Genomic DNA, 24,670 nt, shown 5'->3' on the forward strand with positions numbered 1-24,670 from the left:
CCGAATTCTGTGGGCCCAAGGGGAGCGGCGGCTGTGCGCGCTCAAGTTTGTGATGTTCTAAACAGCGTCTTGGGAAAGATTTCAAGTCAATAACGGCAAAAGAGGGGCCGGTGGGCCCCTCTCTCGCACAATTTGCAGGGTGTCGCTAGGACTTATGCGTTTTCAAGCGCAACAACACCTGGAAGCTCTTTGCCTTCGAGCCACTCGAGGAATGCACCACCAGCGGTAGAGACGTAAGAGAAGTCTGCGCCTGCACCGGCGTGGTTCAGAGCAGCAACAGTGTCGCCGCCGCCAGCAACGGTCTTGAGCGTGCCAGCCTTGGTCTTTTCAGCTGCGTACTGAGCTGCTGCAACGGTTGCCTTGTCGAAAGGAGCGATTTCGAATGCGCCGAGTGGACCGTTCCATACGAGGGTCTTGGCAGCGTCGATCTTCGCCTTCACAACTTCGATGGAAGCTGCGCCAACGTCGAGCATCATTGCGTCTGCCGGAATGGCGTCCAGAGCAACGGTTTCGTTCTTTGTGTTTGCTGCAAATTCCCATGCAACAACAGCGTCTGTAGGCAGAACGATTTCGCAGTTTGCCTTTTCAGCTGCGGCCATGATGCGGTTCGCAGTGTCTGCAAGGTCGTGTTCGCACAGGGACTTGCCAACGTTCACGCCCTTGGCTGCGAGGAAGGTGTTTGCCATGCCGCCGCCGATGATCAGCATGTCCACCTTGGACACGAGGTTTTCGAGCAGGTCGATCTTGGAGGAAACCTTCGCGCCGCCAACAACCGCCAGAACAGGACGCTCTGGAGTGGACAGAGCGGACTGGAGCGCTTCGAGTTCAGCCTGCATGGTGCGGCCAGCGTAGGCTGGAAGCAGCTTTGCAATGCCTTCGGTGGAACCGTGAGCGCGGTGTGCTGCGGAGAAAGCGTCATTCACGTAGATGTCGCCGTTTGCCGCCAGTTCCTTTGCGAACTCAGGATCGTTCTTTTCTTCGCCCTTGTAGTAGCGGGTGTTTTCCAGAAGAAGAACGTCGCCTGCAGCCATTGCTTCGATTGCAGCCTTGGCGGTTTCGCCGATGCAATCTTCTGCGAATGCGACTGGCTTGCCGAGCAGTTCAGCAACTGCCGGCGCAACTGGTGCCAGGCTCATGTCTGCAACTTTTTCGCCCTTTGGACGACCGAAGTGCGCAAGCAGGATTACCTTGCCGCCAGCTTCGGAGATTTCCTTGATGGTTGGCAGAACGCGCTCGATACGGGTGGTATCGGTAACTTTGCCGTCCTTCATTGGAACGTTGAGGTCGACGCGTGTCAGCACGCGCTTGCCGGAAAGTTCAGCATCGCTGAGTGTTTTGAAAGACATCGGTGTCTCCGGGATCATCTGTGTGCGGCGATATTGGCCTGCACGTGTCCAGAATCGTCAGATGGCGCGCTCTTCTTGAAAAGGCTCGTCGCATCAGGCGGAAAGACGCAGGGATGCAGACAATCGGGAGCCCAGAGGCGCGCTCATGCGTACAGGGTAAAAAGGGCCGCTCGCGCGGCCCTTTTATCAAATTAGATGAGCTTTGCCATCGCGATAGCTGTGTCAGCCATGCGGTTGGAGAAGCCCCACTCGTTGTCGTACCAGGTGAGGATACGAACCATCTTGCCTTCCATGACCTTGGTCTGGTCCATGTGGAAGATGGAGGAATGTGGGTCGTGGTTGAAGTCGGTGGAAACGTTAGGCAGATCGGTGTAGCCGAGAACGCCCTTCAGTTCACCTTCAGCAGCTGCCTTGATTGCAGCGTTGATTTCTTCAACGGTGGTGTCCTTCTTCGCTTCAAACACCAGGTCCACAACGGAAACGTTTGGCGTAGGTACGCGGATTGCAACACCGTCCAGCTTGCCAGCCAGTTCAGGCAGAACCAGGCCAACAGCCTTAGCAGCACCTGTGGAGGTTGGGATCATGGACAGAGCCGCTGCACGTGCGCGGTACAGGTCCTTGTGCATTGTGTCGAGGGTTGGCTGATCACCAGTGTAGGAGTGAATGGTGGTCATGAAACCCTTTTCAATGCCAACAGCCTTGTCCAGAACTGAAGCTACTGGAGACAGACAGTTGGTGGTGCAAGACGCGTTGGAGACAACGAGGTCTTCAGAAGTCAGGGTGTCGTGGTTTACGCCGTACACGATGGTCTTGTCAGCGCCAGCTGCAGGAGCAGAAACCAGAACGCGCTTTGCGCCAGCTTCAAGGTGCAGAGCAGCCTTTTCCTTTGCAGTGAAGATGCCGGTGCATTCCATTGCAATGTCGATGCCCATTTCGCCCCAAGGCAGTTCCTTAGGATTGCGGATCGCGGTTACCTTGATTGGGCCACGGCCAACGTTGATGGTGTCACCGTCTACAGTTACTTCTGCAGGGAACTTACCGTGCACAGAGTCGAAACGCAGCAGGTGAGCGTTGGTTTCAACTGGGCCGAGGTCGTTAATGGCGACAACTTCGATGTCAGTGCGACCAGATTCGATGATTGCACGAAGAACGTTACGTCCAATGCGGCCGAAGCCGTTGATGGCTACCTTTACTGCCATTTTAAACCTCATTCGGTGTCTTGCGCCGAGGCGCGTTTTTTATTTTCGCCGGCAACACCGCCGGCCGTACGTAGGAAGCCCTGCCGGAGAGCAGGGCTTACCAAGTCTTATTCTGCAGATTCAGCGGGCAGCCGCTTTTCGACTTCGCCCACTACACCATCTGCAGTGATCCCAAAGTGCTCGTAGAGTTCTTTGTAAGGTGCTGAAGCGCCAAATCCTGTCATGCCGACAAAACCACCGTCTGGGCCGATGAAGCGATCCCAACCCTGACGAATGCCGGCTTCAACGGCAATCTTGATCGGGCTGTCGCCAATGATGTCGGCCTTGTACGCGTCGGACTGTTCTTCAAACAGCTCGAAGCTTGGAACGGAAATTACGCGGCTCGTGATGCCCTTTGCTGCCAGCTTGTCGCTTGCTTCCAGTGCGATCTCGATTTCGGAGCCAGTGGCAAAGAGTGTGACCTGAGCCGCATCGTCGCTATCTTTTAGCACGTATGCGCCCTTGGCACACAGGTTCTTTGCTTCGTATTCCTTACGAACGGAAGGCAGGTTCTGACGGGTCAGAGCGAGAATGCTTGGGCCATCCTTGTGCTCAAGGGCGAGCTGCCAGCATTCAAGTGTTTCTGTGATGTCTGCCGGACGGAAGAAGCGCATGCCCGGAATCGCACGCAGCGCTGCGAAATGCTCGACAGGCTGGTGGGTTGGGCCGTCTTCACCCAGGCCGATGGAATCGTGGGTCATCACGTGGATGACGCGCTGATTCATCAAAGAGGCCAGACGCAGAGATGGGCGGCAATAATCAGAGAAGATCAGGAAGCCACCGGAATAAGGGATCAGGCCGCCATGGAGCGCCATGCCGTTCATAGCTGCTGCCATGCCGTGCTCGCGAATGCCCCAGTGGATGTAACGACCAGAGAAGTCGTCTGGCGTGACAGAAGCGGTCTGTTCGGTCTTGGTATTGTTGGAGCCAGTCAGGTCAGCAGAGCCGCCGATGGTTTCCGGAATAATACCGTTGAGAACCTTGAGAACAGCCTCAGAAGATTTGCGGGTCGCCATGGTTGGCTGAGTTTCCGCCAGTTCCTTCTTGTAGTCCTGAACGGCCTGTTCGAAGGTCATTGGCAGATCGCCGCGCAGACGGCGTTCAAACTCAAGACGCAGCTCTGTATCAGCAGCTTCGAAGCGCTCTTCCCAGTCCTTGCGCGCCTGCGCGGAGCGCAGCGCAGCAATACGCCATGCGTCGCGAACGTCGCTTGGTACGTCAAAGGCTTCTGCATCCCAACCGAGAGCCTTGCGGGCTTCTGCGATTTCAGCTTCGCCGAGCGGGGAGCCGTGAACCTTGTTGGTGCCAGCCTTGGTTGGTGCACCAAAACCGATCGTGGTCTTGGCCGCGATCATGGTTGGCTTGTCGCTTTCCTTGGCCGCAGTCAGTGCCGCTTCGATTGCCTCTGGATCGTGTCCATCGATTTCGATGGTGTTCCAGCCGGAGGCCTGGAAGCGTGCAATCTGGTTGGTGCTGTCAGCAAGAGAAACGGAACCATCAATGGTGATGTCGTTGTTGTCCCAGATCACAACCAGCTTGTTCAGCTTCAGGTGACCTGCAAGGGACAACGCTTCCTGAGAGATGCCTTCCATGAGGCAGCCGTCGCCAGCAAGCACGTAGGTGAAGTGGTTGACGAGATCGTCACCAAAGCGGGCGCTCTGCAGCTTTTCTGCGATCGCCATGCCAACGGCATTGCCAAGCCCCTGGCCGAGTGGGCCGGTGGTGGTTTCAATGCCAGCGCCGTGACCGTATTCTGGGTGGCCACAGGTGCGTGAACCCATCTGACGGAAACGCTTCAGCTCATCGATGGAGAAGTCTTCGTAACCGAGCAGGTGCAGAACGGAATAGAGCAACATGGAGCCGTGACCTGCGGACAGCACGAAGCGGTCGCGGTCGGCCCAATTCGGGACATTCGGATCGAACTTGAGAAACTTAGTGAAGAGTACGGTCGCTATGTCGGCGGCACCCATAGGGAGGCCTGGGTGACCGGACTTCGCCTTTTCAACCGCGTCCATGGAGAGGAAGCGAATTGCGTTGGCCATCCGGTTGTGTTTATCGAGATCGGTCATCTTTATCCCGTTGCTCGACCCGGCGGGCAGCCGGGCTTCAGTCAATGAAACAGTGGTTCCAGCCTTACATCTGCAGCCCTTGCCCCTGGGGCAGTCTTCAAATCAGATGCCTTAGCCATTCGTTTAACAGCAGGAGACATATCACCTCGCTCCGTTGAGTCAATTAAACTCGGCATTGAGCGCGTAAGTAATGCTTCTTAATCCTGCGTAAGTTCTGTCGCACTGACATAATTTATGCGGCGGAATAGGACCACAGATTGTAGAGGCTTGGTAGTACGGAGAAGTGCGTGTTTGTGTATAATTCGCTTCGTGATTGAGCGTTTTTGATCGATTGCATTCACCTTCGGCGAGAATAATGTCCTTGGCGGTCAGCCCGGAAAATTGTTTCAAGCGTTATGCTTCGGTGCATTTGCTAACATATAATGTGAATAAAGCGTGGGAAACGAGGGCATCCATGAGAAACCATGGCATAGTTGAGCGTAAAGCGCAGATTGTGCATTGCGTGCCCCTCCCTCGGGGCTGTACTGAATGACTTGGTTAACAAGATATGCATGTCGAAGGTGGAGATGGAAAACGGGCAGGATCTGGACAAGGCATTTGAACGCCTGACTGCCGCCATCGGAAAGCTGGAGGCGGCAGCGGGCCGGAGACTGGCGCAAGACAAGTCCGTTGAGGCGCTTGAAGACGATCTGCAACGGCTCGCTGAGGACCGCTTGCAACTGGCCGCAACGCTTGATGAGGCGGAAGCGCGTGCAGAGCGTTTGGAATCAGTAAACCGTGAGGTTTCGCGCCGTTTGGTGTCCGCCATGGAAACCATCCGCACTGTACTCGTAAAGCACGGAGGCTAGCCGGTGCCACAGATTACTGTCAGCATTAATGGCCGCAGCTTCCGCATGGCGTGCGACGAGGGTGAAGAAGAGCGTTTGCTCGGCCTGGCCAAGAAGTTTGATGACAACATCAACATGCTGCGCGGCAGCTTTGGTGAAATTGGTGACCTGCGCCTGACGGTGATGGCAGGCATCATGGCGACGGATCAGGCTTCTGAGGCGGTGCGCCGTGCTGAAAAGCTGGCGAGTGAAAAGCAAGAGCTGGAAGAACGCTTGGAAATTGAGAAGGCCGCCCTTCAGCAGAAACTGGAAGGCATGACCGAAGCGCGTTCTGGCCGTGAGCGGGAGCTTGCCGGAAAAGTGGGCGAGGTTGCTGGCCAAATTGAGAAGCTGGCTGACAAACTGGCTAATATGCCGGGCTCATCAGTTGAGAATAATGAGGAAAGTGACGCCCACTGAAATGCTGCGCTGGCATTCTGGGAGTTCCTTCACTATATGATGGATCGGCGTCGCTGCGCGGTGCGTCAGAAATTAACTTATCCCCGGGGCCTTACGCATTCCTTCGGGAGCTGTACCTGTCCTTGCTCGTGGGCTTGGGCACACGGCGCCCACCTACTTTGTAGGTTCTCCGGGATTGCATCAATTTCGACGGCCGAGGTGGCACGCCTCTTTTTTACTCCGTGATTTTACGGCACAGTTTAAGTCCATGACAACTGTGATCGGAATCAGGTGTGCCCAACGAAAAGTCCCCAAAGACCCAAACGGCAACGCTGAAAGAAGCCGCCCGAAAGACGGCACTTTTGCAACGTCGTGCGCTGACTGTGGCTGAGCGTATTGAACGTTCGCTGCAAATCGCGCTATTTGCTTCCCAGTTCAAATTGCCGAGTCCTGCACGGGTTGCTGGCTTCTGGCCCATTCGCGATGAGGTGGATCCTCGGCCTCTGATGGCCAAGTTCACCGAAATGGGGGCGGAACTTTGCTTGCCGATTGTGAGCGGAGACGATCTGGTGTTTCGCAAATTGGGCCGGGAGGGTGATCTGGTGCCAGCAGGGTTTGGAACCTATGGCCCAGACGAGCACGCAACCGAGGTGTCGCCCAATGTTGTGCTTGTGCCGCTGGCAGGATTTGATAGGTCAGGGCAGCGCGTTGGCTATGGCAAGGGGTTTTATGACCGTGCCATCAGCCGACTTGAGGCTTCAGGCCCCGTAACCACCATTGGCATTGCGTTCGCATGTCAGGAGTTGGAAGCGGTGCCCGTCGAGCCCCATGATCGCACCTTGGATATGATTGTGACCGAGCGCGGCATCATCCGCGCCAAGGAAAGTAAGGATACTAAATGAGGCTTCTGTTTCTCGGAGACCTTGTGGGGCGCGCGGGCCGAAACGCAGTTATTGAGCGTCTGCCAAGTCTCGTTGAAGCCAATAATCTGGATTTCGTGGTGGTGAATGGCGAGAACGCCGCCGCCGGTTTCGGGATCACGGAGGAGATTCTGCAGGACGTGATTGATGCCGGTGCCGATGTGGTGACCACGGGCAACCACGTCTGGGACCAGCGGGACACGCTGGTTTACATCGAGCGTCAGCCTCAGTTGTTGCGCCCAGCCAACTATCCGGCCGGCGCACCTGGTCGCGGGGCGAACCTTTACCGGGCGCGCAACGGCGCCAATGTGATGGTGGCAAACGTGATGGGCCGCATCTACATGGATCCGCTTGACGATCCGTTTTCTTCCATGGAGCGCATTCTGGAGGAGTTCCCTCTGGGCCATGTGGCCGATGCGATCATCGTGGACATGCATGCAGAAGCCACTAGTGAGAAGCAGGCCATGGGCCACTTCTGTGATGGCCGTGCCAGCCTTGTGGTGGGCACGCACACGCATGTGCCGACGGCAGATCACCAGATCCTTGTTGGCGGAACGGCTTACATGTCTGACGCAGGCATGTGCGGTGACTATGATTCCGTTCTCGGCATGGACAAGGAAGAGCCGGTGAACCGCTTCATGCGAAAGATCGCAGGAGGTCGTTTTACGCCTTCATTGGGCGAGGCCACCATTTGTGGTGTCGCAGTTGAGACGGATGACAGGACCGGGCTTGCCACGGCAGTCTCGCCGGTTCGCCTTGGTGGACGGCTGTCGCAAATCATTCCCGAGTTCTGGGAGGGCGTTTAAAGCGCAAAGCCAGACAAGAATTCCAGCAGCGCAACTGCGGTACAAAAAACGCGATTGTGGTGCTGGATTTTGACCCGCTGACATTTTATAAGCGGCGAACGAACGACTTGAGCAGGCTTGTTTTGTTGCTGCGCTCCGTGGCCCAAAAGCGGGACGACGGCGGGTGCGCCTGAACGAGCCGCAGTTTCAGACTTTTAACATTCAACGAACAGCAAGCCTGGAAGATCTATGGCCGGACATTCCAAATTCAAGAACATCATGCACCGCAAAGGGCGTCAGGACGCCGTGCGCTCCAAGATGTTCTCAAAGCTCTCCAAAGAAATCACCGTTGCAGCAAAGATGGGTGATCCTGATCCGGACAAGAACCCCCGGTTGCGTCTGGCTATCCAGAACGCAAAGGGTCAGTCCATGCCGAAGGACAACATCCAGCGTGCAATTGCCAAGTCTCAGGGCGGCGATGCGGCGGACTATAACGAGATCCGCTATGAAGGGTATGGCCCTGGCGGCACCGCGATCATCGTTGAAGTGCTGACCGACAACAAGAACCGTTCCGCCGCAAACGTGCGCTCCTACTTCACCAAGTATGGCGGCTCTTTGGGCGAAACAGGGTCCGTTTCCTTCATGTTCGATCGCGTTGGCGAAATCGTTTACAAGGTGGAAGCTGGTGAAGCGGAAGCCATCTTGGAAGCTGGCATTGAAGCGGGCGCGGACGATGTTGCCTCTGATGAAGAAGGCCACACCATTACCTGCGCTTTTGAAGATCTTTCTGATGTTTCCAAGGCCTTGGAAGAAAACCTTGGTGAAGCGGAATCCGTGAAGATCATCTGGAAGCCGCAGAACCTTGTTCCAGTGGACGAGGAAAAGGCTGGCACGCTGATGAAGCTGATGGATGTGTTTGATGAGGACGACGACGTTCAGAACGTCTTCTCCAACTTCGACATCGATGAAGAAGTGCTGGCGAAGCTCGGCTAAGCCGACATTTTACCTTAGATTTTTGAGAGGCGGGGCAGCGTAGGCTGCGCCGCTTTTCTTGTTTCAGGAGAGTTGTTCTTCCAGATGCTGCAGGGGCAGCGGGCCATTGGCCTTGAGCGTGCGGATGGCAAAGTTGGAGCGTACATCCTCCACGCCTTCAATGGTCATCAAGAAGCCGGAGAGGAACGCGTCGTAGGCCTCCAGTGAGGGGACAACCACCTCCGCCAAAATGTCCGACTGGCCAGAGACAAGGTGGCAAGACACGACTTCCGCCTGAGTGGTGAGCTCCTCAAGAATGCGCAGAACGCGGGTGCGGTCCTGTTTGACCACGCGCATTTCGACGAACACCGTCATGCCGAGGCCAACCGCCTTTCGATCCAGCGATGCCTGATAGCCGCTGATTACGCCGGATTCCTCCAGCTGTTTGACGCGGCGCAGACATGGCGAGGGCGAAAGGGCAATCTTGTTGGCAAGTTCCACATTGGTAAGGCGGCCATCGTCCTGAAGATTTTTCAGGATTTCCAAGTCGGTTTTATCAAGTTCATTTTTTGGCATGAATCAATCGACGTTGTTGCGTTGTGAAAACATAATTTCAAAAACGCTAGCTAAAATATCTAAATCCTACAAGATGGTGCCGTAAAAAAGTTTCACAAACGACTTGCTTACAGGAGAGCTCAGCTCAACCGTGCTCTGCGGGGGTGGTTGAAATTACTCAATATTTGCCCGGCAAGGGGGTAATTCGGCTGAAGCGTGTAAATGCAGAAGACGTTGCAAAACTTTGCCTGCAGCGGGGTTGTTGTGGCGCGCTCAGGATTTATTTGTTACCGGTTTGTTCTATGATTCATCCAATCCGCATACTTGGCATTGATCCGGGCCTCAGGCGCACCGGGTGGGGCGTTATCGAGGCGCAGGGCAACCGGTTGAGCTTTGTAGGCAGCGGGACGCTGACCTCCGACAGCAAGGCCAGTCTGGCTGAGCGGCTGCGACAGCTGCATGACGCGTTGCATGACGTGATCAATCGCAATGAGCCTCAGGAAGCGGCGGTTGAAAACACCTTCGTCAACAAGGACGCAGGCGCGACCTTGAAGCTGGGACAGGCGCGCGGCATTGCGCTGCTGGTGCCTTCCTTGCACAATCTTGAGGTGGCAGAGTACGCGCCAAACCTCGTGAAGAAGACGGTGGTGGGAACCGGCCATGCGGACAAGGAACAGATCCGCATGATGGTGAAGGTCTTGATGCCGAAAGCGGTGTTTAACTCGGACGATGCGGCGGATGCGCTGGCCATCGCCATTTGTCATGCGCACCATCGTGGCAGCGCAAGTGGCCGCATGGCGGCCTTAGCAGGAGTGCGTGCAAAATGATCGGGAAACTCAAAGGGGTGGTGGACAGTTTCGGCGAGGACTACGTTCTGCTGGATGTTCATGGGGTGTGCTACCAGGTGCATTGTCCGTCCCGCGTCCTGCAGTATCTGCCACGGGTTGGTGAAGCTGCGGTGCTGGCGATTGAGACCGTTGTGCGTGAAGACATGATCAAGCTGTTTGGCTTTCAGGATGAAAGCGAGCGGGAATGGTTTCGCCTGCTGACCACCGTTCAAGGTGTCGGGGCCAAGGTCGCCCTTGCCATTCTGGGGGTCATGAAGGCAAGCGAAGTGGCAAATGCCATCGCGCTGGGCGACAAGACCGCGTTGACCCGCGCGCCGGGTGTCGGCAAACGGGTGGCGGAGCGGATTGCCTCGGAACTCAAGGACAAGGCACCGAAGTTTGCCAGCGTGGATCAGGAAACCATCAGCGTGAGTGCTGCCGTTCAGGAGAACGTTGCCGCAAGTGGCGTTACCGATGCGGTTTCCGCCCTCACCAATTTGGGGTATCAACCTGCACAGGCTTCGGCTGCCGTGGCGATGGCGGTGAAGTCTGCTGGTGAAGATGCGACCGCCGAGACCTTGATCCGTCTCGGCCTTAAGGAACTTTCAGCATGATGGATGGCGAAGAGCGCATCGTAACCCCGGAAATTCGCGGCGATGAGATCGACAGCGGAATGCGTCCGCAAACTCTTGATGACTTCACGGGCCAGAAGCAGGCGCGTGAGAATCTCAAGATCTTCATCGGGGCAGCGAAGGCGCGGGGCGAAGCGCTGGACCATGTGCTGTTTGTTGGCCCTCCGGGGCTGGGCAAGACCACATTGGCGCAGATCATGGCCCGTGAGCTGGGTGTGAACTTTCGCGCAACTTCCGGGCCGGCGATTGCAAAGGCCGGTGATCTTGCGGCGCTTTTGACTAACCTAGAAGACCGGGATGTGCTGTTCATCGATGAAATCCATCGTCTGAACCCGGCGGTGGAAGAGGTGCTCTATCCGGCCATGGAAGACTTCCAGCTGGATCTGATCATTGGCGAAGGGCCTGCGGCGCGCTCTGTGAAGATTGATTTGGCGAAGTTCACGCTGGTCGCGGCAACGACCCGGCTGGGCTTGCTGACCACACCGCTGCGCGACCGTTTTGGAATTCCGGTGCGGCTTGAGTTCTATACCCCGGAAGAGCTGACTCTGATCGTCAAGCGTGGTGCCCGGCTTCTTGGCATCGGCATGAGCGACGCAGGTGCCATGGAGATTGCCAAGCGGTCCCGTGGCACGCCGCGTATTGCGGGGCGTTTGCTGCGCCGTGTGCGCGACTTCGCCATTGTGGGCGGAAATGACGAAATCGATGCGGGGCTCGCGGACCGGGCCTTGCTACAGCTTGAGGTGGACTCCGCGGGCTTCGACAGTCTGGACCGGCGCTATCTGACACAAATCGCGCGCAACTTTGGCGGCGGGCCTGTTGGCATTGAAACCATTGCGGCGGCTTTGTCCGAACCACGCGATGCCATTGAAGACATTGTTGAGCCCTATCTGATCCAGAATGGGTACCTGCAACGCACGCCACGCGGGAGAGTTTTGACCCCAATCGCCTGCCAGCATCTGGGCCTTTCTGTGCCTCAGAACCCAAATGCGCCACAAATGACCTTTTTTGACGAAGAAGACGGGCAGTAATCCATCATGAGTACACAGGGCAACACCCAGACATGGCCGGATCTGGCGGGCCGGCTTTCCGGAGCGGGGCACGTTTTGCCTGTGCGGGTGTACTATGAGGACACGGACTTTACCGGCGTGGTTTACCATGCGGCCTATCTGAAGTTCATCGAGCGTGGCCGCTCTGACTTTTTGCGGATCTGCGATATCCATCACAATGAGCTGGAAGACGGCAAGCACGGTGAAGCGCTGGCCTTCGCGGTGCGACATATGGACATCAATTTTTTGCGACCTGCACGCATCGATGATGTGCTGGAAGTAGTTACCAGGCTTGCAAGCTTGAAGGGCGCGCGCCTCGTGCTACATCAGGAGGTGACACGCGGGGAAGAAACCCTTTTCACCGCCACGGTGACGGTTGCCGTAATCCAGCCCGGCGGCGGTCCCCGGCGGATGCCGAAGCATCTTGCAGAACGCCTGCTGGCTGCCAGTGCTCTTCCGAGCTAACTCCCTAGGCTGCATATATCTCTGGTTATTTATCGCCAGAATACAATCACAATTAACGGAACTCGCGGGCTTTTAATTTTTCAGTAACCTTAACGCTGTCTTTATCGTGTGGCTCGTCCCGTTTGGCCTAGTCGAAGTTTTGCCAAATTCGGGATGCAGGAAGGCACTCAAGTTTTCCTGAAAGTCGAAGCACTGTGGGGCGAGGGGCGCCACCGCAGGTGCATTTGCGAGTAATACAGAGGCGAGAGGGCCTTGCTGCATGAATCCTGAAGGCGTTTCTGAAGTAGCGCTGGCTGCGCCAGCCGCGAGTATGTCTTTCCTGCATCTGTTCTTTGATGCAGATCTTGTCGTTAAGCTGGTCATGATCGGCTTGGTGATGGCCTCCGTTTGGAGCTGGGCCATTATCTTTGACAAGATCCTGCTGTACCGCCGGACAAAAAAGCAGATGGACCGGTTCGAAGACGTGTTCTGGTCTGGTCAGTCGCTCGAAGAACTTTACAAATCCCTGTCCAGCCGCGCCAACAACGGCATGGCGGCGCTGTTTGTTGCGGCAATGCGTGAGTGGAAGCGCTCTCACGAGGGCCAGAAACCGGCCATCGCCAGCCTGCAACAGCGCATTGACCGGGTGATGGACCTTAACATCAATCGCGAAGTGGAGCGTTTGCAAAAACGCCTCATGTTCCTTGCGACCGTGGGCTCGGCTGCCCCGTTTATCGGGCTGTTCGGTACGGTTTGGGGGATCATGAACTCGTTTACCTCCATCGCAGCTTCCAAGAACACCAGCCTTGCCGTTGTGGCACCTGGTATCGCGGAAGCGCTGCTGGCGACCGGCATTGGCCTTGTTGCAGCTATTCCGGCGGTTATCGCCTACAACAAGCTGCAGTCTGACTCCGGCAAGATTGCCGCGCGCATGGAAGGTTTTGCGGACGAGTTTTCGGCGATCCTGTCTCGCCGCATTGATGAGCGGGTGTAACCATGGGCATGAGTATGGGCTCCGGTGGAGGCGGTCGCGCCTCCAGACGCGGAAGGCGCGGCAAACACAGCGCGCCCATCAGCGAGATCAACGTGACACCCTTCGTGGACGTGGTGCTGGTTTTGCTCATCATCTTCATGGTATCAGCCCCGCTTTTGACGGTAGGTGTGCCAATTGACCTGCCGGAGACACGCGCTAAGCCTATGGAAGGGGATGTGGAGCCAATCGCCATCTCTGTTGATGTGGACGGGCGTGTGTTCATTCAGGACACGGAAATTCCACTTGATGAGCTGATCCCGAAACTGGAAGCCATCGCCGTGAACGGATACGACCAGCGCCTTTATGTGCGCGGCGATCAGGACGCGGATTACGGGGTCATCATGAAGGTCATGGGGCGGATCAATGCGGCCGGATACAAGCGTATCGGTCTGGTCACGCTCGAGGAACAAGGTAGCTAACAGCTTATGCGTAAAGCTCTTATTGCATCGGCAGTAGGCCACGTGGCCATACTTGTCGCTGGGGTGGTTTCTCTCCCCGGTGGACGAGACATGTCGATGGCTCCGGTGGACTCGCTGCCGGTTGAGCTTGTTCCTGTGGCTGAGCTTACCCAGTTGCAGCTCGGCTCCAAGGAAGAAACCGAGATCAGGGAAGCTGCCGTTGAGCCCACACCCAAGCCACCGGAAGACAAGCCAGAACCTGCAGAGCAGCCTGGTGAGAATGAAACCAGTGCGCCGGGACCGGACAATGATCGGCCGGTAACGGAATCTGTGAGAGAACAAACGCCGCCACCGCCAGCTCCGGACCCGGAGCCAGCGCCAGAGGCTGAGCCTGCGCCTGAAGAGGCACCAACCGAAACCGCAGAGCTGGGCCCCGAGGTGGACGAGGCAGAAGAGCCGGAGCCGCAGGTGGTGACCGCCCGCCCTCGGGTGAAGCCACGCGTGCCGCCCCGCCCCGAGCCGGATCGCCAACCGGATCGCCAGTTCGATCCGAACAACATTGCTGCCCTGCTGAACAAGACCACGCCGAGCGGTGGGGGCTCGTCCAGCACACAACAGCAGGCTTCTTTGGGGTCGTCGCGCGGGCAAGTGGGCGTGCGCATGACCCAGTCTGAACTGGATGCGCTGCGTTCACGGATACAAGAGTGTTGGAAGCCGCCTGTCGGGGCCGCCGGTGCGGCTGACCTTCTTGTGCGGCTTCAATTCTCAATGACGCGAGAAGGGCAGGTTTCTGGCGCCCCGAAGGTGCTGAACTCAAGTGGCAATCCGGCCTTCAATGCAGCGGCGCAGAGTGCAATTCGCGCGGTTTATCGCTGTGGGCCGTATTCATTGCCACTTGATAAGTACGAATCGTGGCAGACAGTCATCTTGAATTTCGATCCAAGCGAAATGCTTGGGTACTGAGCTATTGGATTAAAAGGAGCTAAGGTCAATGTCTGTACAGGCGACCTCAGAGCATAAGGGAAGCACCTTTTGGCGGTGCTTGGGGACGCGGGTAAAGGCACTCGTTGTGGCGGGCTTTGCCAGTGTTGCGCTGCTCGGTCCTGCGCATGCACTGATTGAGATTGACATCACACAGGGCAATCTTGAGCCAATGCCAATTGCGCTCCCGCACTTTGCCACGCAGGGTGAACAGGCTGATCTTGGGCAGCAGATATCTGGTATCGTGACAGCAGACCTGCAGCGGTCTGGCCTGTTCCGTCCGATCGATCCAGCCGCGCACATTCAGCAGAACATGAACGTGAACACCCAGCCGCGCTTCGGCGACTGGCGTACCATTGGCGCGCAGGCGCTGGTTACCGGCTCTGTCAGTCAGCTGCCGGACGGCCGCCTGAAGGCAGAGTTCCGGCTGTGGGACGTTTATGCAGGGCAGCAGCTCATTGGCCAGCAGTTCTTTACGACACCGCAAAACTGGCGTCGTCTTGCGCACATCATTTCCGATGAGATTTATGAGCGCCTGACCGGTGAAAAGGGCTATTTTGATACACGGATCGTGTTCGTGGACGAAAGCGGTCCGAAAGACCAGCGCCGCAAGCGGCTGGCTATCATGGATCAGGATGGCGCGAACATCCGCTACCTGACCAACGGTTCAGAGCTGGTGCTGACACCGCGGTTTTCCCCGGTTTCTCAAGAGATCACCTACATGTCCTACTCTGGACAGAACCCGCAGGTGTATCTTCTGAACATCGAGACCGGTCAGCGTGAGACCCTTGGCAACTTCCCGGGCATGACCTTTGCGCCGCGCTTTTCTCCAGATGGGCAGCGCGTGGTGATGAGCCTGCAGCAGGGCAGCAACGCCAACATTTATCTCATGGATCTGCGCACCCGTCGCACGACCCGTTTGACCAATACCGCAGCTATTGATACCAGCCCGTCGTTTTCTCCAGATGGACGTCAGATCGTCTTTGAAAGTGACCGCGGTGGTTCGCAGCAGCTTTATGTGATGGGCTCCAACGGTCAGAACGCGCAGCGCATCTCCTTCGGTCCGGGCAACTATTCAACACCTGTCTGGTCACCTCGCGGAGATTTGATCGCCTTCACAAAGGTACATCAGGGGCGTTTCATGATTGGCGTCATGCGCCCGGATGGCAGCGGCGAGCGCATCTTGACCGAGGGCTATCACAACGAGGGGCCTGCATGGTCTCCCAATGGCCGTGTTCTGACCTTCTTCCGAGACACCCGAGGTGGACAAGGTGGCCCACAGGTGTGGACCGTGGACTTGACCGGCTACAACGAACAGGTTGTTCAGACACCGAATTTTGCGTCTGACCCGGCATGGTCACCGCTGTTGGACTAAGGGGTATAAAAGTCTCACAGCAGTTTTCGTGTTGCGTGAATCTTTACCAACTATTAACCAAGCTTGTTGAGGGCGGATTAACCAAGTTTGGTTAGCAATGGTCAACCCTAATGGAATCTTGGGGATCAGGAGTACTAGGATGTCAAATGTACTATTCGCGCGTGTGGCGCGTTTGGTTGCCGTTGTAACGGTCTGTCTTGTTGCTGCGGCGTGTTCTCAGACACGCCCTGAACTCGGTGCTGATGGCTCCGTGGTTCCCGGCTCTGGCCAAGACTTTGTGGTGAATGTTGGGGACCGCGTGTTCTTCAACAACAACCAGTCTTCATTGAGCCCGGCTGCTCGCGCAACGCTAGACAAGCAGGCGCAGTGGCTTAACGCTTATTCCAACTATACGATTACCATTGAAGGCCACGCGGATGAGCGCGGCACCCGCCAGTACAACATTGCACTGGGTGCCCGTCGTGCGCAGGCAGTCTATGACTATCTTTCTGCAAAAGGCGTGAGCCAGAGCCGCATCAAGACGATCTCTTACGGTAAAGAGCGTCCAGTGGCTGTGTGTGATGCCGACTCTTGCTGGAGCCAAAACCGCCGCGCTGTGACCGTGGTGAACAACGCTGGCAGCTAAGACTGACACGCTGGAGTTAAGGGGCTGACCCAAGGGGCGGCCCCTTTTTTGTATCTCATCAGGGGCAAATATTTGTGCCCTTGTCAGCTGGATGCGATCCTGTCAAAATTTGGCCGATATCGGCATGATATTGCTGCTTAATTCTTAGATTTATTTGTGCTGCGCTGGAGATATTCATGGCACTGAACCGAACCGTTGCAACCTATTCACTCGCCATTCTGCTGAGCGCAAGCGTGGCGGTGCCGGCATCAGCGCAGCTGTTTGGCTCTGATCGCAATGAAGCGGCGCAAGCCACGGCACGCCTCGGCCAGCTGGAGGAACAAATTCGCTCATTGACCGGGCAGGTGGAACAGCTGCAGTTTCAGGTTCGCACGCTTGAGGACCAGCTGCGCCGCTCTCAGGAAGACAACGAATACCGCTTGCAGCAGCTTGAAGGCGGTGCGCCGAGCGGTCCACGCCAGCAAGGCAACCTCAATCAGCCGACGCGGTCTCAGCCGCAGCAGCAGCAGGCACAGCCGGTAAACCGGACTGCGCAGACGCAGAACCTTTCGAACACCGCGCAGGGCGGGACTTCTGGACCGTTGGATCTGTCTGCATTGGCGCAAGGCAGCAATGGCGCGCCAAATGCGGCTGGAACGGCTTCGCAAAGCAACATTCTGGTGGCGCCCGGCGGTGAAGCCGCAACCTTTAACGGCAACGTGCAAGCGTCCATTACCGGCGACCCGAGTACCGACTACAATATGTTCTATGATCTGGTGCTGAAGGGGAACTACCCGGCCGCAGCGGAAGGGTTCGACACCTTCCTTGGCATGTACCCGGATCATGCGTTGGCTCCCAACGCGCAGTACTGGTATGGCGAAAGCTTGCTGTCTCAGCGCAACTATCGCAAGGCTGCGGATGCCTTTCTCAAGGCGTACACCGATTATCCATCCAGTGATTTGGCACCGGACAGCCTGTTGAAGCTGGGGCTGTCTCTGTCTGGTCTGGGCGAGCGGGATGCGGCCTGTGCCACCTATTCCGAGCTTTTGGGCAAGTTCCCATCTGCGCCATCTACCATCTTAAACCAGGCGAGAACCGAACAAAGTCGTGCCGGCTGTAGCTAACTCTGACCATCTGCCGATTGAGCCGGACGAGGCCGACACGCTGTTTCGGGCCTTGAGCGACTTGAAGGCTGTGGCGGTTGGCGTTTCGGGTGGGGCGGATTCTGTTGCGCTTCTGGTGCTGCTGTCTGAGTGGGCCAAGCGCGGTGATGGAAAACCCGCGATCGCTGCGATTACCGTTGATCACGGCTTGCGGCCGGAAGCCGCGACCGAGGCCGCTGGCGTGGCGCTGCTGTGCGAACAGTTGGGCGTTTCTCACAAGACGTTGCGTTGGAATGGGGGCGGGGCAAGCGGCAATCTGCAGGCGGCTGCGCGAGAGGCGCGCCATGGGTTGCTGCGAAATGAGGCCTTGGCTCAAGGCTGTGAGGCAATTGTGCTGGCCCATCATCTCGAAGATCAGGCAGAGACGTTTCTCTACCGGCTGGCGCGGGGCAGTGGCGTTTATGGGCTTGGGGCCATGCGTCCGGTTCGCCGTGATGTGATACCGCCTGTGATGCGACCGCTGCTCGAGGTTTCCAAAGAGCGTTTGAAGGCCAGTTTGCGCCTTCGCGGCATTTCCTGGTTTGAAGACCCGACCAACACGGACCTTCATTACGAGCGGGTGCGGTTCCGTCAGGCGCAGCCAATGCTTGCAGAACTTGGGCTTACGCCGCAGCGGCTCTCAGAAACAGCACACCGGCTTGCGCGGGCCAGTGATGCGCTGGACGTTTGGGTCACTCGGTTTTTCGAGGATTACTGTACCGTGCATCCTGCTGGCCCGGTACGTGTGATGCGTTCTCGTTTCGTGGAGTTGCCGGAGGAAGTGGGACTGCGCTTGGTGGCGCGGCTGGTCAAGCTTGTGGGCGGCGGCGATTATACGCCGCGTCTTGCCTCAGTTGAGCGGCTCTACGAGAAGTTGGCTAACCCTGAATTTGCTGGGGGCGGCGCGACATTGGGCGGTGTACGGCTGCACTTGCGCCGGGATGAGGCGTTTATCTTCAAGGAACTTGGCCGCGTTCCACCGGCGGAGGTCGATATCCATTCGGTCCCTGAGGGCGCTTGGGATGGTCGGTTTACATATCGTGCGCAAAATGTGCCAGAGGGCTCCTGCCTCAAGGTGCTGGGTGCCGGTGGATTTGCTGAGTATGGCCTTGAGGCCTTTGAGGATTGGCCGAAAACTGCGTTTGAAAGTGCGCCAATTGTTGTATTTCCACGTGGAATGCCCTACATCCCGTGGACTGGAGTACAGGCGTCGCTGACCTCAGAAAACACAGCAACCCGTCCCTGTCGTGTGTCCGTCGAGTTGATCCGTAGCGTGCTTTGACGACCATTGAGCAGATTTTGGGATTGCTGGTGGATATGATCCACCACAAATTCTTGAAGATGGCAGGCTAGATTGTTGAATTTTACGGTAGCCCTCGTGGTTTTCGTCTTAAGAAATTAGAATTGTAGCTGTGTCATTCTTGAGTCCACCTTGGCAGGTCCGTTGTGGGCGCCTATGTTACGACAAGAGATAAAATGAAACGCGAAGACCTCCGCGCCTCAGCGGTAAAGGGATCGAAATGAACGCAAATTTCCGGAACTTCGCCCTGTGGGTGATCATCGGCCTTCTGCTGATTGCTTTGTTCCAGCTTTTCCAAAGCCCGGCCTCGAGAACGAATGCCAATGAGATTCCGTTCTCCCAGTTCCTTAGCCAAGCAGAGCAAGGGGACGTGCGAGAGGTTACAATTCAGCAGCAGCAGATCACTGGCTCCTACTCAAGTGGCGGCAAATTCCAAACATATGCGCCGGACAACGCGCAGTATGTTGAGCTTCTGCGCTCCAAGGGTGTGATGATCAATGCGAAGCCGCCTTCTGAGAATTTCTCGCTGCTGGGTGCGTTGATTTCGTGGTTCCCGATGTTGCTGATCCTCGGCATCTGGATATTCGTGATGCGGCAGATGCAAGGTTCCGGCGGCAAGGCTATGGGCTTTGGTAAGTCCAAGGCGAAGATGCTGACCGAGGCACAGGGCCGCGTGACCTTTGACGACGTTGCCGGTATTGATGAAGCCAAGGAAGACCTGCAAGAGATCGTCGAGTTTCTGCGCGACCCGCAGAAGTTCCAGCGTCTCGGTGGTCAGATCCCGCGCGGCTGTCTGCTGGTCGGTCCTCCAGGTACTGGTAAGACCCTGACTGCTCGCGCTGTGGCGGGTGAGGCGAACGTGCCGTTCTTCACCATCTCCGGTTCCGACTTCGTTGAAATGTTCGTTGGTGTGGGTGCATCTCGTGTGCGCGACATGTTCGAGCAGGCGAAGAAGAACGCGCCATGCATCATCTTCATCGATGAAATCGATGCTGTGGGTCGTCATCGTGGTGCCGGTCTTGGCGGCGGTAACGATGAACGCGAACAGACCTTGAACCAGTTGCTGGTTGAAATGGATGGTTTTGAGCCTAACGAGGGCATCATCATCATCGCGGCAACCAACCGTCCTGACGTTCTGGACCCTGCGCTGCTGCGTCCGGGCCGCTTCGACCGTCAGATCGTGGTGCCGAACCCAGATATTACGGGCCGCGAAAAGATCCTCAAGGTGCACATGCGCAAGGTGCCTCTGGCCCCAGACGTTGATGTGAAAACCCTTGCACGCGGCACACCGGGTTTCTCTGGTGCAGACTTGATGAACCTCGTGAACGAAGCTGCGCTGCTTGCTGCGCGTCGCTCCAAGCGTCTGGTCACCATGGCCGAGTTTGAGGATGCAAAGGACAAGGTCATGATGGGTGCGGAACGCCGTACGCTGGTCATGACCGAGGAAGAGAAGAAGCTGACCGCTTTCCACGAGGCTGGACACGCGCTGGTCGCGTTGCACATGCCTGCTTCTGATCCGATCCACAAGGCGACCATCATTCCGCGTGGCCGTGCGCTGGGTATGGTGATGCGTCTGCCGGAAAAGGATCAGGTGTCTTTGACACGTGCCAAGTGTAAGGCCGACCTTGCGGTGGCTATGGGTGGCCGCGTGGCTGAAGAGATGATCTTCGGCTACGAGAAAGTGACCTCAGGCGCATCCGGTGACATCCAGATGGCGACCAAACTGGCTCGTGCGATGGCAACCCAGTTCGGTATGTCCGACAAGCTCGGTCCGCTGCTTTACGGCGAAAACCAAGAGGAAGTGTTCCTCGGCCACTCCGTTGCGAAGAACCAGAACGTCTCTGATGAAACGCAGCAGATGGTTGATGCTGAAGTTAAGCACTTCGTCAACGAAGGGTATGAAACCGCAACACGCATTTTGAAGGAGCACGAAGATCAGCTCCACACCATCGCGAACGGCCTCATTGAGTACGAGACCTTGAGCGGTGATGAAATCAAAAAGCTGTTGGAAGGGGAAGCTCCGGTTCGCGACGAAGGCGACGATGTGCCTCCAGCACGTTCCTCCGGCATTCCTTCGACTGGATCGAAGAAGTCCGGCGGCGAAGCAAGTGGCGATGGCCTGGAGCCTCAGCCTCAGGGTTAAACGCCAAACAGACGACCACAATTTTGCGGACGCCCGGTGGAAAACATCGGGCGTTTTGCTTTGTTGTCTAATTTGCTTGAACTTGTTTGCCTACTGGTAACAAAAGAACACATTTTTTGACCCCACAGGGGCCGCCGATGATTGTATCAAGCTGAAAGAGAACAAATTCTTCGTGCTTGATCAGCTAAGGTCCCGGTCAACACCAAGAAAAGATGAGGATGATCCTGCTGCCCGCCGCTTAAGCGGCGCAGCTGCATCAGAGAAAACAGGATTTGTGCATGTCGCGAGCATATTTTGGTACCGATGGTATTCGCGGAACTGCCAACAAGTGGCCAATTACACCAGAGATCGCCCTGAAAGTGGGCATGGCGGCGGGCATTACCTTCCGGCGTGGCAAGTACCGCCACCGGGTGGTTATTGGCAAGGACACGCGTCTTTCCGGCTACATGATTGAGAATGCGCTGGTGGCTGGTTTTACCGCCGTTGGTCTGGATGTGTTTGTTCTTGGCCCAATGCCGACCCCGGCTGTAGCGATGTTGACCCGCTCGCTTCGTGCGGATCTTGGCGTGATGATTTCGGCGTCCCACAACCCTTTCCAGGACAACGGCATCAAGTTTTTCGGCCCGGACGGTTTCAAGCTTTCCGATGAAACCGAGCTGGAGATCGAGCGCCTCATCGAAAGCGATGACCTTTCAGCCATTCTTGCAGAGCCTCATGAACTTGGCCGGGCCAAGCGCATTGACGGCGTGCGGGATCGCTACATGGAATTTGCCAAGCGCACCTTGCCGCGGGACATCTCCCTTGAGGGTATGCGTATCGTGATCGATTGCGCCAATGGCGCGGCATACAAGGTGGCACCTGAGGTGCTGTGGGAAATGGGTGCCGAGGTTTTCCCAATCGGGGTTGAGCCAAATGGCTACAACATCAACAAGGACTGCGGCTCTACCTCTGTTGATGCGCTTTGCAACAAGGTGCATGAGGTCCGCGCAGATATCGGTATCGCTCTGGATGGTGATGCAGACAGGGTCATTATTGTTGATGAAGAAGGCCGTGTGGTTGATGGCGACCAGCTTATGGCAACGGTTGCGCAGTCCTGGCAGGAGGACAACCGTCTTTCCGCACCGGGCATCGTGGCGACCGTCATGTCTAACCTAGGGCTGGAGCGCTACCTGAACGATATTGGCTTGCAGCTCGCTCGTACCAAGGTGGGGGATCGTTACGTGGTGGAGCACATGCGCGCCCATGGCTACAATCTGGGCGGAGAACAGTCAGGCCACATCGTGATGTCTGATTTTGCCACAACAGGCGACGGCCTCGTTGCAGCCCTGCAGTTGCTTGCGTGTGTGAAGAAGACCGACAGGCCGGTCTCTGACGTGTGTCGCCGCTTCGAGCCTGTGCCGCAACTGCTGAAAAACGTCCGCTACAACGGGGGCAAGCCGTTGGAGAATGACGATGTAAAGGCCGCCATCAAGAATGGTGAGGACCGTTTGGCTGGGGCAGGGCGTCTTGTCATTCGTGCTTCAGGAACCGAGCCGTTGATCCGCGTGATGGGGGAGGCCGATGATGCCGTGCTTCTCGGCGATGTGGTTGACACGATTGTCGGCGCTGTTGAAACGGCCGCTTAAACAACCTGTTAATCTTTGTTAAGATGGAAGCCGTCCAACAGGGCGGCTTTCTTTTGTTCTGGATAAGTAAATATGTATTAAGAATTTGTTTGGGTTAAAAAACTCAGTAAATACTCATGGTTAATTTATGGGTAATTATTTTCTTGTCTACTGTGCCTAGTATTTTAGTGCGGGGCCGCTTCCGGAGGGTGGTGGTTACCTGAAGGGGCAGAGACATGAAGTTTGTATCTCGCGTTGTTTCATTCAGTTTGTTTTCATTGGTTGCAGGTTCCGCAATTGCTGCGGACCTGCCAGAGCCGGTTATCGAGCATGTGCCTGTCATTCCGGCGGCCAGCTCAAGCGGGTGGTATCTGCGTGGCGATATTGGCTACAAGATCTACAAGGCACCGAAGACAACTTATAGCGACAGCATCATCTTTGAAGGTGAGGAACAGGATCCCACAGGCATTATCGGTGCCGGTGTGGGGTATCGGTTCAACGAGCACCTGCGCACCGATGTTACAGTTGACTACGAGTGGCCCTCTGATTTTGATGGGCGTGTCGACTGTCTGACCAACTGCGGCACTGGACCCGGTATTGCACAGTCCGTTGAAACCGCAAGTCTGGACGTGTGGACCATTCTTTGGAACGTCTATGCCGACCTTGGCAACTATCGCGGCTTTACGCCGTATGTAGGGGCGGGTATCGGTGCTTCCTACGTGTCCTACGATGACATTCGCTATGTGAATCCGAACGGCGCAGAAGGGGGATATCCCTCTGATGGAAAGTGGAACTTCTCCTGGGCTGCCATGGCCGGTGTTGGCTACGCCATTACACCAAGTTGGCATCTTGATGCAGGCTACCGCTACCTTTGGATTGGAGATGGCAAGTCCGCGAACTTCTCAAGCAATGGCGTGAATGATCACATCAAGTACGAAGATCTGGCGGCTCATGAGTTCCGTGTGGGGCTGCGATACGAGTTTGGCCAAGAGAACGCTTTTGCTCCCGGTCCGGTAGTTGCAACCTACTGACCGCAGGCGGAATGAACGATGATCAAGGCTCGCTTCGGCGGGCCTTTTGTTTTGCTTGTCGCTTGAATGGAAGGATTGCGTCCTCATCCAACATATGAGACAGATAAGTCTCATATGTTGGATAGGGCGGAAGTCATGCGCATTGAGAGCCTTCAGGATTTGGGCATTGAACGCGGCGTGAAGCCCGACGACATTCGTGCAGTGACCGAGCTTTATGTTCGCTGTCTGGCCTCCAAGATCTTGCCCATTTTAGGCGATTACCCCAAAGCCGTTGACTTGTTTGAAGGTGCGCTCAACAGCCATCAGGTGTTGATTGCAAAACATAAAGGGCAGGTGGTTGGGGTTCTTGGGCTGAAAACAGCGAGTGCCTCTCCTTACGAGCCAACGTTACGGGAGGCTTGGCGGATCCTCGGTGTTTTGGGGCCCTTGCGCCTGATGCTGCTCGGATTGCTCGACAACTCCTGCGACCCTCAAACAGTTTTTATCGACGGTCTTGCGGTCCACGAGGAGGCGCGTAGCTTGGGAATTGGCTCCTTGCTGCTGTCGAAGGCGGAGGAGATTGCGCGCACGGACGGCAAGTCATTCCTCGCACTGGAGGTGATCAACACCAATCCCCGTGCTGAAGCGCTCTACCTGAAACACGGTTTCCGAAGGGTGGCAGAGCAGCGGCTGGGTATTCTGGAGTTGTTCTTCGATTTCTCGAGAGCTGCTGAAATGCGCAAATCACTCGTGTGAGGATGGCATCAAGATGCTCAGTGATGGCGGTTGGCGCTCCTGATTCGCGTGGCTACCTGCAAAAAAGTGTCGAACTGTTCTAATTCTCTATCTCTCTGAAAAGACAAGGGAATAGTGAATGCACCGCAGCATGGGGAGAGTATCTCGGTCATGCTCTGGCCAAAAAGTTTGTTGACCGTCTGCGTGGTTTCGCATAGACCCGTCGGTGGGACACCCCTCCCCAAC

At 56.4% G+C, this 24,670-nt stretch carries 24 protein-coding genes and 1 other RNA gene; 21 read left to right on the forward strand and 4 right to left on the reverse strand.

All coding sequences use genetic code 11. The features are described from left to right. Positions 1-152: 152 nt before the first annotated feature. From PUV47_RS18375 to tkt, 3 genes are all read right to left on the reverse strand, one after another. Complete coding sequence (locus PUV47_RS18375) at positions 153-1,346, reverse strand: phosphoglycerate kinase (protein ID WP_274220054.1); 1,194 nt, start codon at positions 1,344-1,346, stop codon at positions 153-155. Positions 1,347-1,537: 191 nt separating this feature from the next. Then, entirely contained in the window at positions 1,538-2,545 is a 1,008-nt protein-coding gene (gene gap / locus PUV47_RS18380; RefSeq protein WP_274220055.1) for a type I glyceraldehyde-3-phosphate dehydrogenase, read from the reverse strand. Between the two features lie 107 nt (positions 2,546-2,652). Beyond that, a complete protein-coding gene (tkt, locus tag PUV47_RS18385; RefSeq protein ID WP_274220056.1) occupies positions 2,653-4,653 on the reverse strand; it encodes a transketolase in 2,001 nt (666 codons plus the stop codon). A 551-nt stretch (positions 4,654-5,204) separates the two neighbouring features. Between tkt and PUV47_RS18390 the strand changes: the two genes are divergently transcribed. The 6 genes from PUV47_RS18390 to PUV47_RS18415 all read left to right on the forward strand — a co-directional run bounded on the left by PUV47_RS18390 (position 5,205) and on the right by PUV47_RS18415 (position 8,616). Further along, on the forward strand, positions 5,205-5,501 hold the full coding sequence (locus PUV47_RS18390) for a DUF4164 domain-containing protein (protein WP_274220057.1): 297 nt from the start codon (positions 5,205-5,207) through the stop codon (positions 5,499-5,501). A 3-nt stretch (positions 5,502-5,504) separates the two neighbouring features. Then, complete coding sequence (locus PUV47_RS18395; RefSeq protein ID WP_274220058.1) at positions 5,505-5,939, forward strand: cell division protein ZapA; 435 nt, start codon at positions 5,505-5,507, stop codon at positions 5,937-5,939. 47 nt (positions 5,940-5,986) lie between these two features. Further along, a non-coding RNA gene (ssrS, locus tag PUV47_RS18400) (6S RNA) lies at positions 5,987-6,147 on the forward strand. Positions 6,148-6,211: 64 nt separating this feature from the next. Beyond that, positions 6,212-6,820, forward strand: a complete 609-nt coding sequence (locus PUV47_RS18405; protein ID WP_274220059.1) for a 5-formyltetrahydrofolate cyclo-ligase — start codon at positions 6,212-6,214, stop codon at positions 6,818-6,820. Then, the gene (locus tag PUV47_RS18410) at positions 6,817-7,644 is read left to right on the forward strand and encodes a TIGR00282 family metallophosphoesterase (protein ID WP_274220060.1); all 828 of its coding nucleotides are present in this window, start codon (positions 6,817-6,819) and stop codon (positions 7,642-7,644) included. The genes PUV47_RS18405 and PUV47_RS18410 overlap by 4 nt, the downstream gene beginning before the upstream one ends. 228 nt (positions 7,645-7,872) lie before the next feature. Next, a complete protein-coding gene (locus PUV47_RS18415; RefSeq protein WP_274220061.1) occupies positions 7,873-8,616 on the forward strand; it encodes a YebC/PmpR family DNA-binding transcriptional regulator in 744 nt (247 codons plus the stop codon). Positions 8,617-8,679: 63 nt separating this feature from the next. Here the strand turns inward: PUV47_RS18415 and PUV47_RS18420 are convergent, their stop codons facing one another. Then, a complete protein-coding gene (locus tag PUV47_RS18420) occupies positions 8,680-9,171 on the reverse strand; it encodes an Lrp/AsnC family transcriptional regulator (RefSeq protein WP_274220062.1) in 492 nt (163 codons plus the stop codon). Between the two features lie 281 nt (positions 9,172-9,452). Here PUV47_RS18420 and ruvC point away from each other — a divergent pair, with 281 nt between their 5' ends. From ruvC to PUV47_RS18495, 15 genes are all read left to right on the forward strand, one after another. Further along, a complete protein-coding gene (gene ruvC / locus PUV47_RS18425) occupies positions 9,453-9,977 on the forward strand; it encodes a crossover junction endodeoxyribonuclease RuvC (RefSeq protein ID WP_274220063.1) in 525 nt (174 codons plus the stop codon). Continuing rightward, complete coding sequence (gene ruvA / locus PUV47_RS18430; protein WP_274220064.1) at positions 9,974-10,591, forward strand: Holliday junction branch migration protein RuvA; 618 nt, start codon at positions 9,974-9,976, stop codon at positions 10,589-10,591. The genes ruvC and ruvA overlap by 4 nt, the downstream gene beginning before the upstream one ends. After that, positions 10,591-11,637 carry a Holliday junction branch migration DNA helicase RuvB gene (ruvB, locus tag PUV47_RS18435; RefSeq protein WP_274220121.1) on the forward strand — a complete coding sequence of 349 codons (1,047 nt, stop codon included), beginning with the start codon at positions 10,591-10,593 and terminating at the stop codon, positions 11,635-11,637. Before ruvA ends, ruvB begins: the two co-directional genes overlap by 1 nt. A gap of 6 nt (positions 11,638-11,643) precedes the next feature. Then, complete coding sequence (ybgC, locus tag PUV47_RS18440) at positions 11,644-12,120, forward strand: tol-pal system-associated acyl-CoA thioesterase (RefSeq protein WP_274220065.1); 477 nt, start codon at positions 11,644-11,646, stop codon at positions 12,118-12,120. Between the two features lie 259 nt (positions 12,121-12,379). Continuing rightward, entirely contained in the window at positions 12,380-13,093 is a 714-nt protein-coding gene (tolQ, locus tag PUV47_RS18445; RefSeq protein ID WP_274220066.1) for a protein TolQ, read from the forward strand. Between the two features lie 2 nt (positions 13,094-13,095). Beyond that, positions 13,096-13,551 carry an ExbD/TolR family protein gene (locus PUV47_RS18450; protein ID WP_274220067.1) on the forward strand — a complete coding sequence of 152 codons (456 nt, stop codon included), beginning with the start codon at positions 13,096-13,098 and terminating at the stop codon, positions 13,549-13,551. A gap of 90 nt (positions 13,552-13,641) precedes the next feature. Next, on the forward strand, positions 13,642-14,493 hold the full coding sequence (locus PUV47_RS18455; protein WP_274220068.1) for a cell envelope integrity protein TolA: 852 nt from the start codon (positions 13,642-13,644) through the stop codon (positions 14,491-14,493). A gap of 28 nt (positions 14,494-14,521) precedes the next feature. Further along, positions 14,522-15,886 (forward strand): Tol-Pal system beta propeller repeat protein TolB, encoded by a 1,365-nt coding sequence (gene tolB, locus PUV47_RS18460; RefSeq protein WP_274220069.1) that lies wholly within the window; start codon positions 14,522-14,524, stop codon positions 15,884-15,886. A gap of 139 nt (positions 15,887-16,025) precedes the next feature. After that, a complete protein-coding gene (pal, locus tag PUV47_RS18465) occupies positions 16,026-16,511 on the forward strand; it encodes a peptidoglycan-associated lipoprotein Pal (protein ID WP_274220070.1) in 486 nt (161 codons plus the stop codon). Positions 16,512-16,687: 176 nt separating this feature from the next. Further along, positions 16,688-17,614, forward strand: a complete 927-nt coding sequence (gene ybgF, locus PUV47_RS18470) for a tol-pal system protein YbgF (protein WP_274220071.1) — start codon at positions 16,688-16,690, stop codon at positions 17,612-17,614. Continuing rightward, positions 17,598-18,914: a tRNA lysidine(34) synthetase TilS gene (gene tilS, locus PUV47_RS18475; RefSeq protein ID WP_274220072.1), complete on the forward strand. Its 1,317-nt coding sequence runs from the start codon at positions 17,598-17,600 to the stop codon at positions 18,912-18,914. Before ybgF ends, tilS begins: the two co-directional genes overlap by 17 nt. A 238-nt stretch (positions 18,915-19,152) precedes the next feature. Beyond that, positions 19,153-21,075 (forward strand): ATP-dependent zinc metalloprotease FtsH, encoded by a 1,923-nt coding sequence (gene ftsH / locus PUV47_RS18480; RefSeq protein WP_274220073.1) that lies wholly within the window; start codon positions 19,153-19,155, stop codon positions 21,073-21,075. A 278-nt stretch (positions 21,076-21,353) separates the two neighbouring features. Further along, positions 21,354-22,700 carry a phosphoglucosamine mutase gene (gene glmM, locus PUV47_RS18485; RefSeq protein WP_274220074.1) on the forward strand — a complete coding sequence of 449 codons (1,347 nt, stop codon included), beginning with the start codon at positions 21,354-21,356 and terminating at the stop codon, positions 22,698-22,700. A 215-nt stretch (positions 22,701-22,915) separates the two neighbouring features. Beyond that, positions 22,916-23,710, forward strand: a complete 795-nt coding sequence (locus PUV47_RS18490) for an outer membrane protein (RefSeq protein WP_274220075.1) — start codon at positions 22,916-22,918, stop codon at positions 23,708-23,710. Between the two features lie 135 nt (positions 23,711-23,845). Beyond that, entirely contained in the window at positions 23,846-24,445 is a 600-nt protein-coding gene (locus tag PUV47_RS18495; RefSeq protein ID WP_274220076.1) for a GNAT family N-acetyltransferase, read from the forward strand. Positions 24,446-24,670: the final 225 nt, after the last annotated feature.

Source organism: Pseudovibrio exalbescens, from assembly GCF_028737195.1.
Lineage (GTDB): Bacteria > Pseudomonadota > Alphaproteobacteria > Rhizobiales > Stappiaceae > Pseudovibrio > Pseudovibrio zosterae.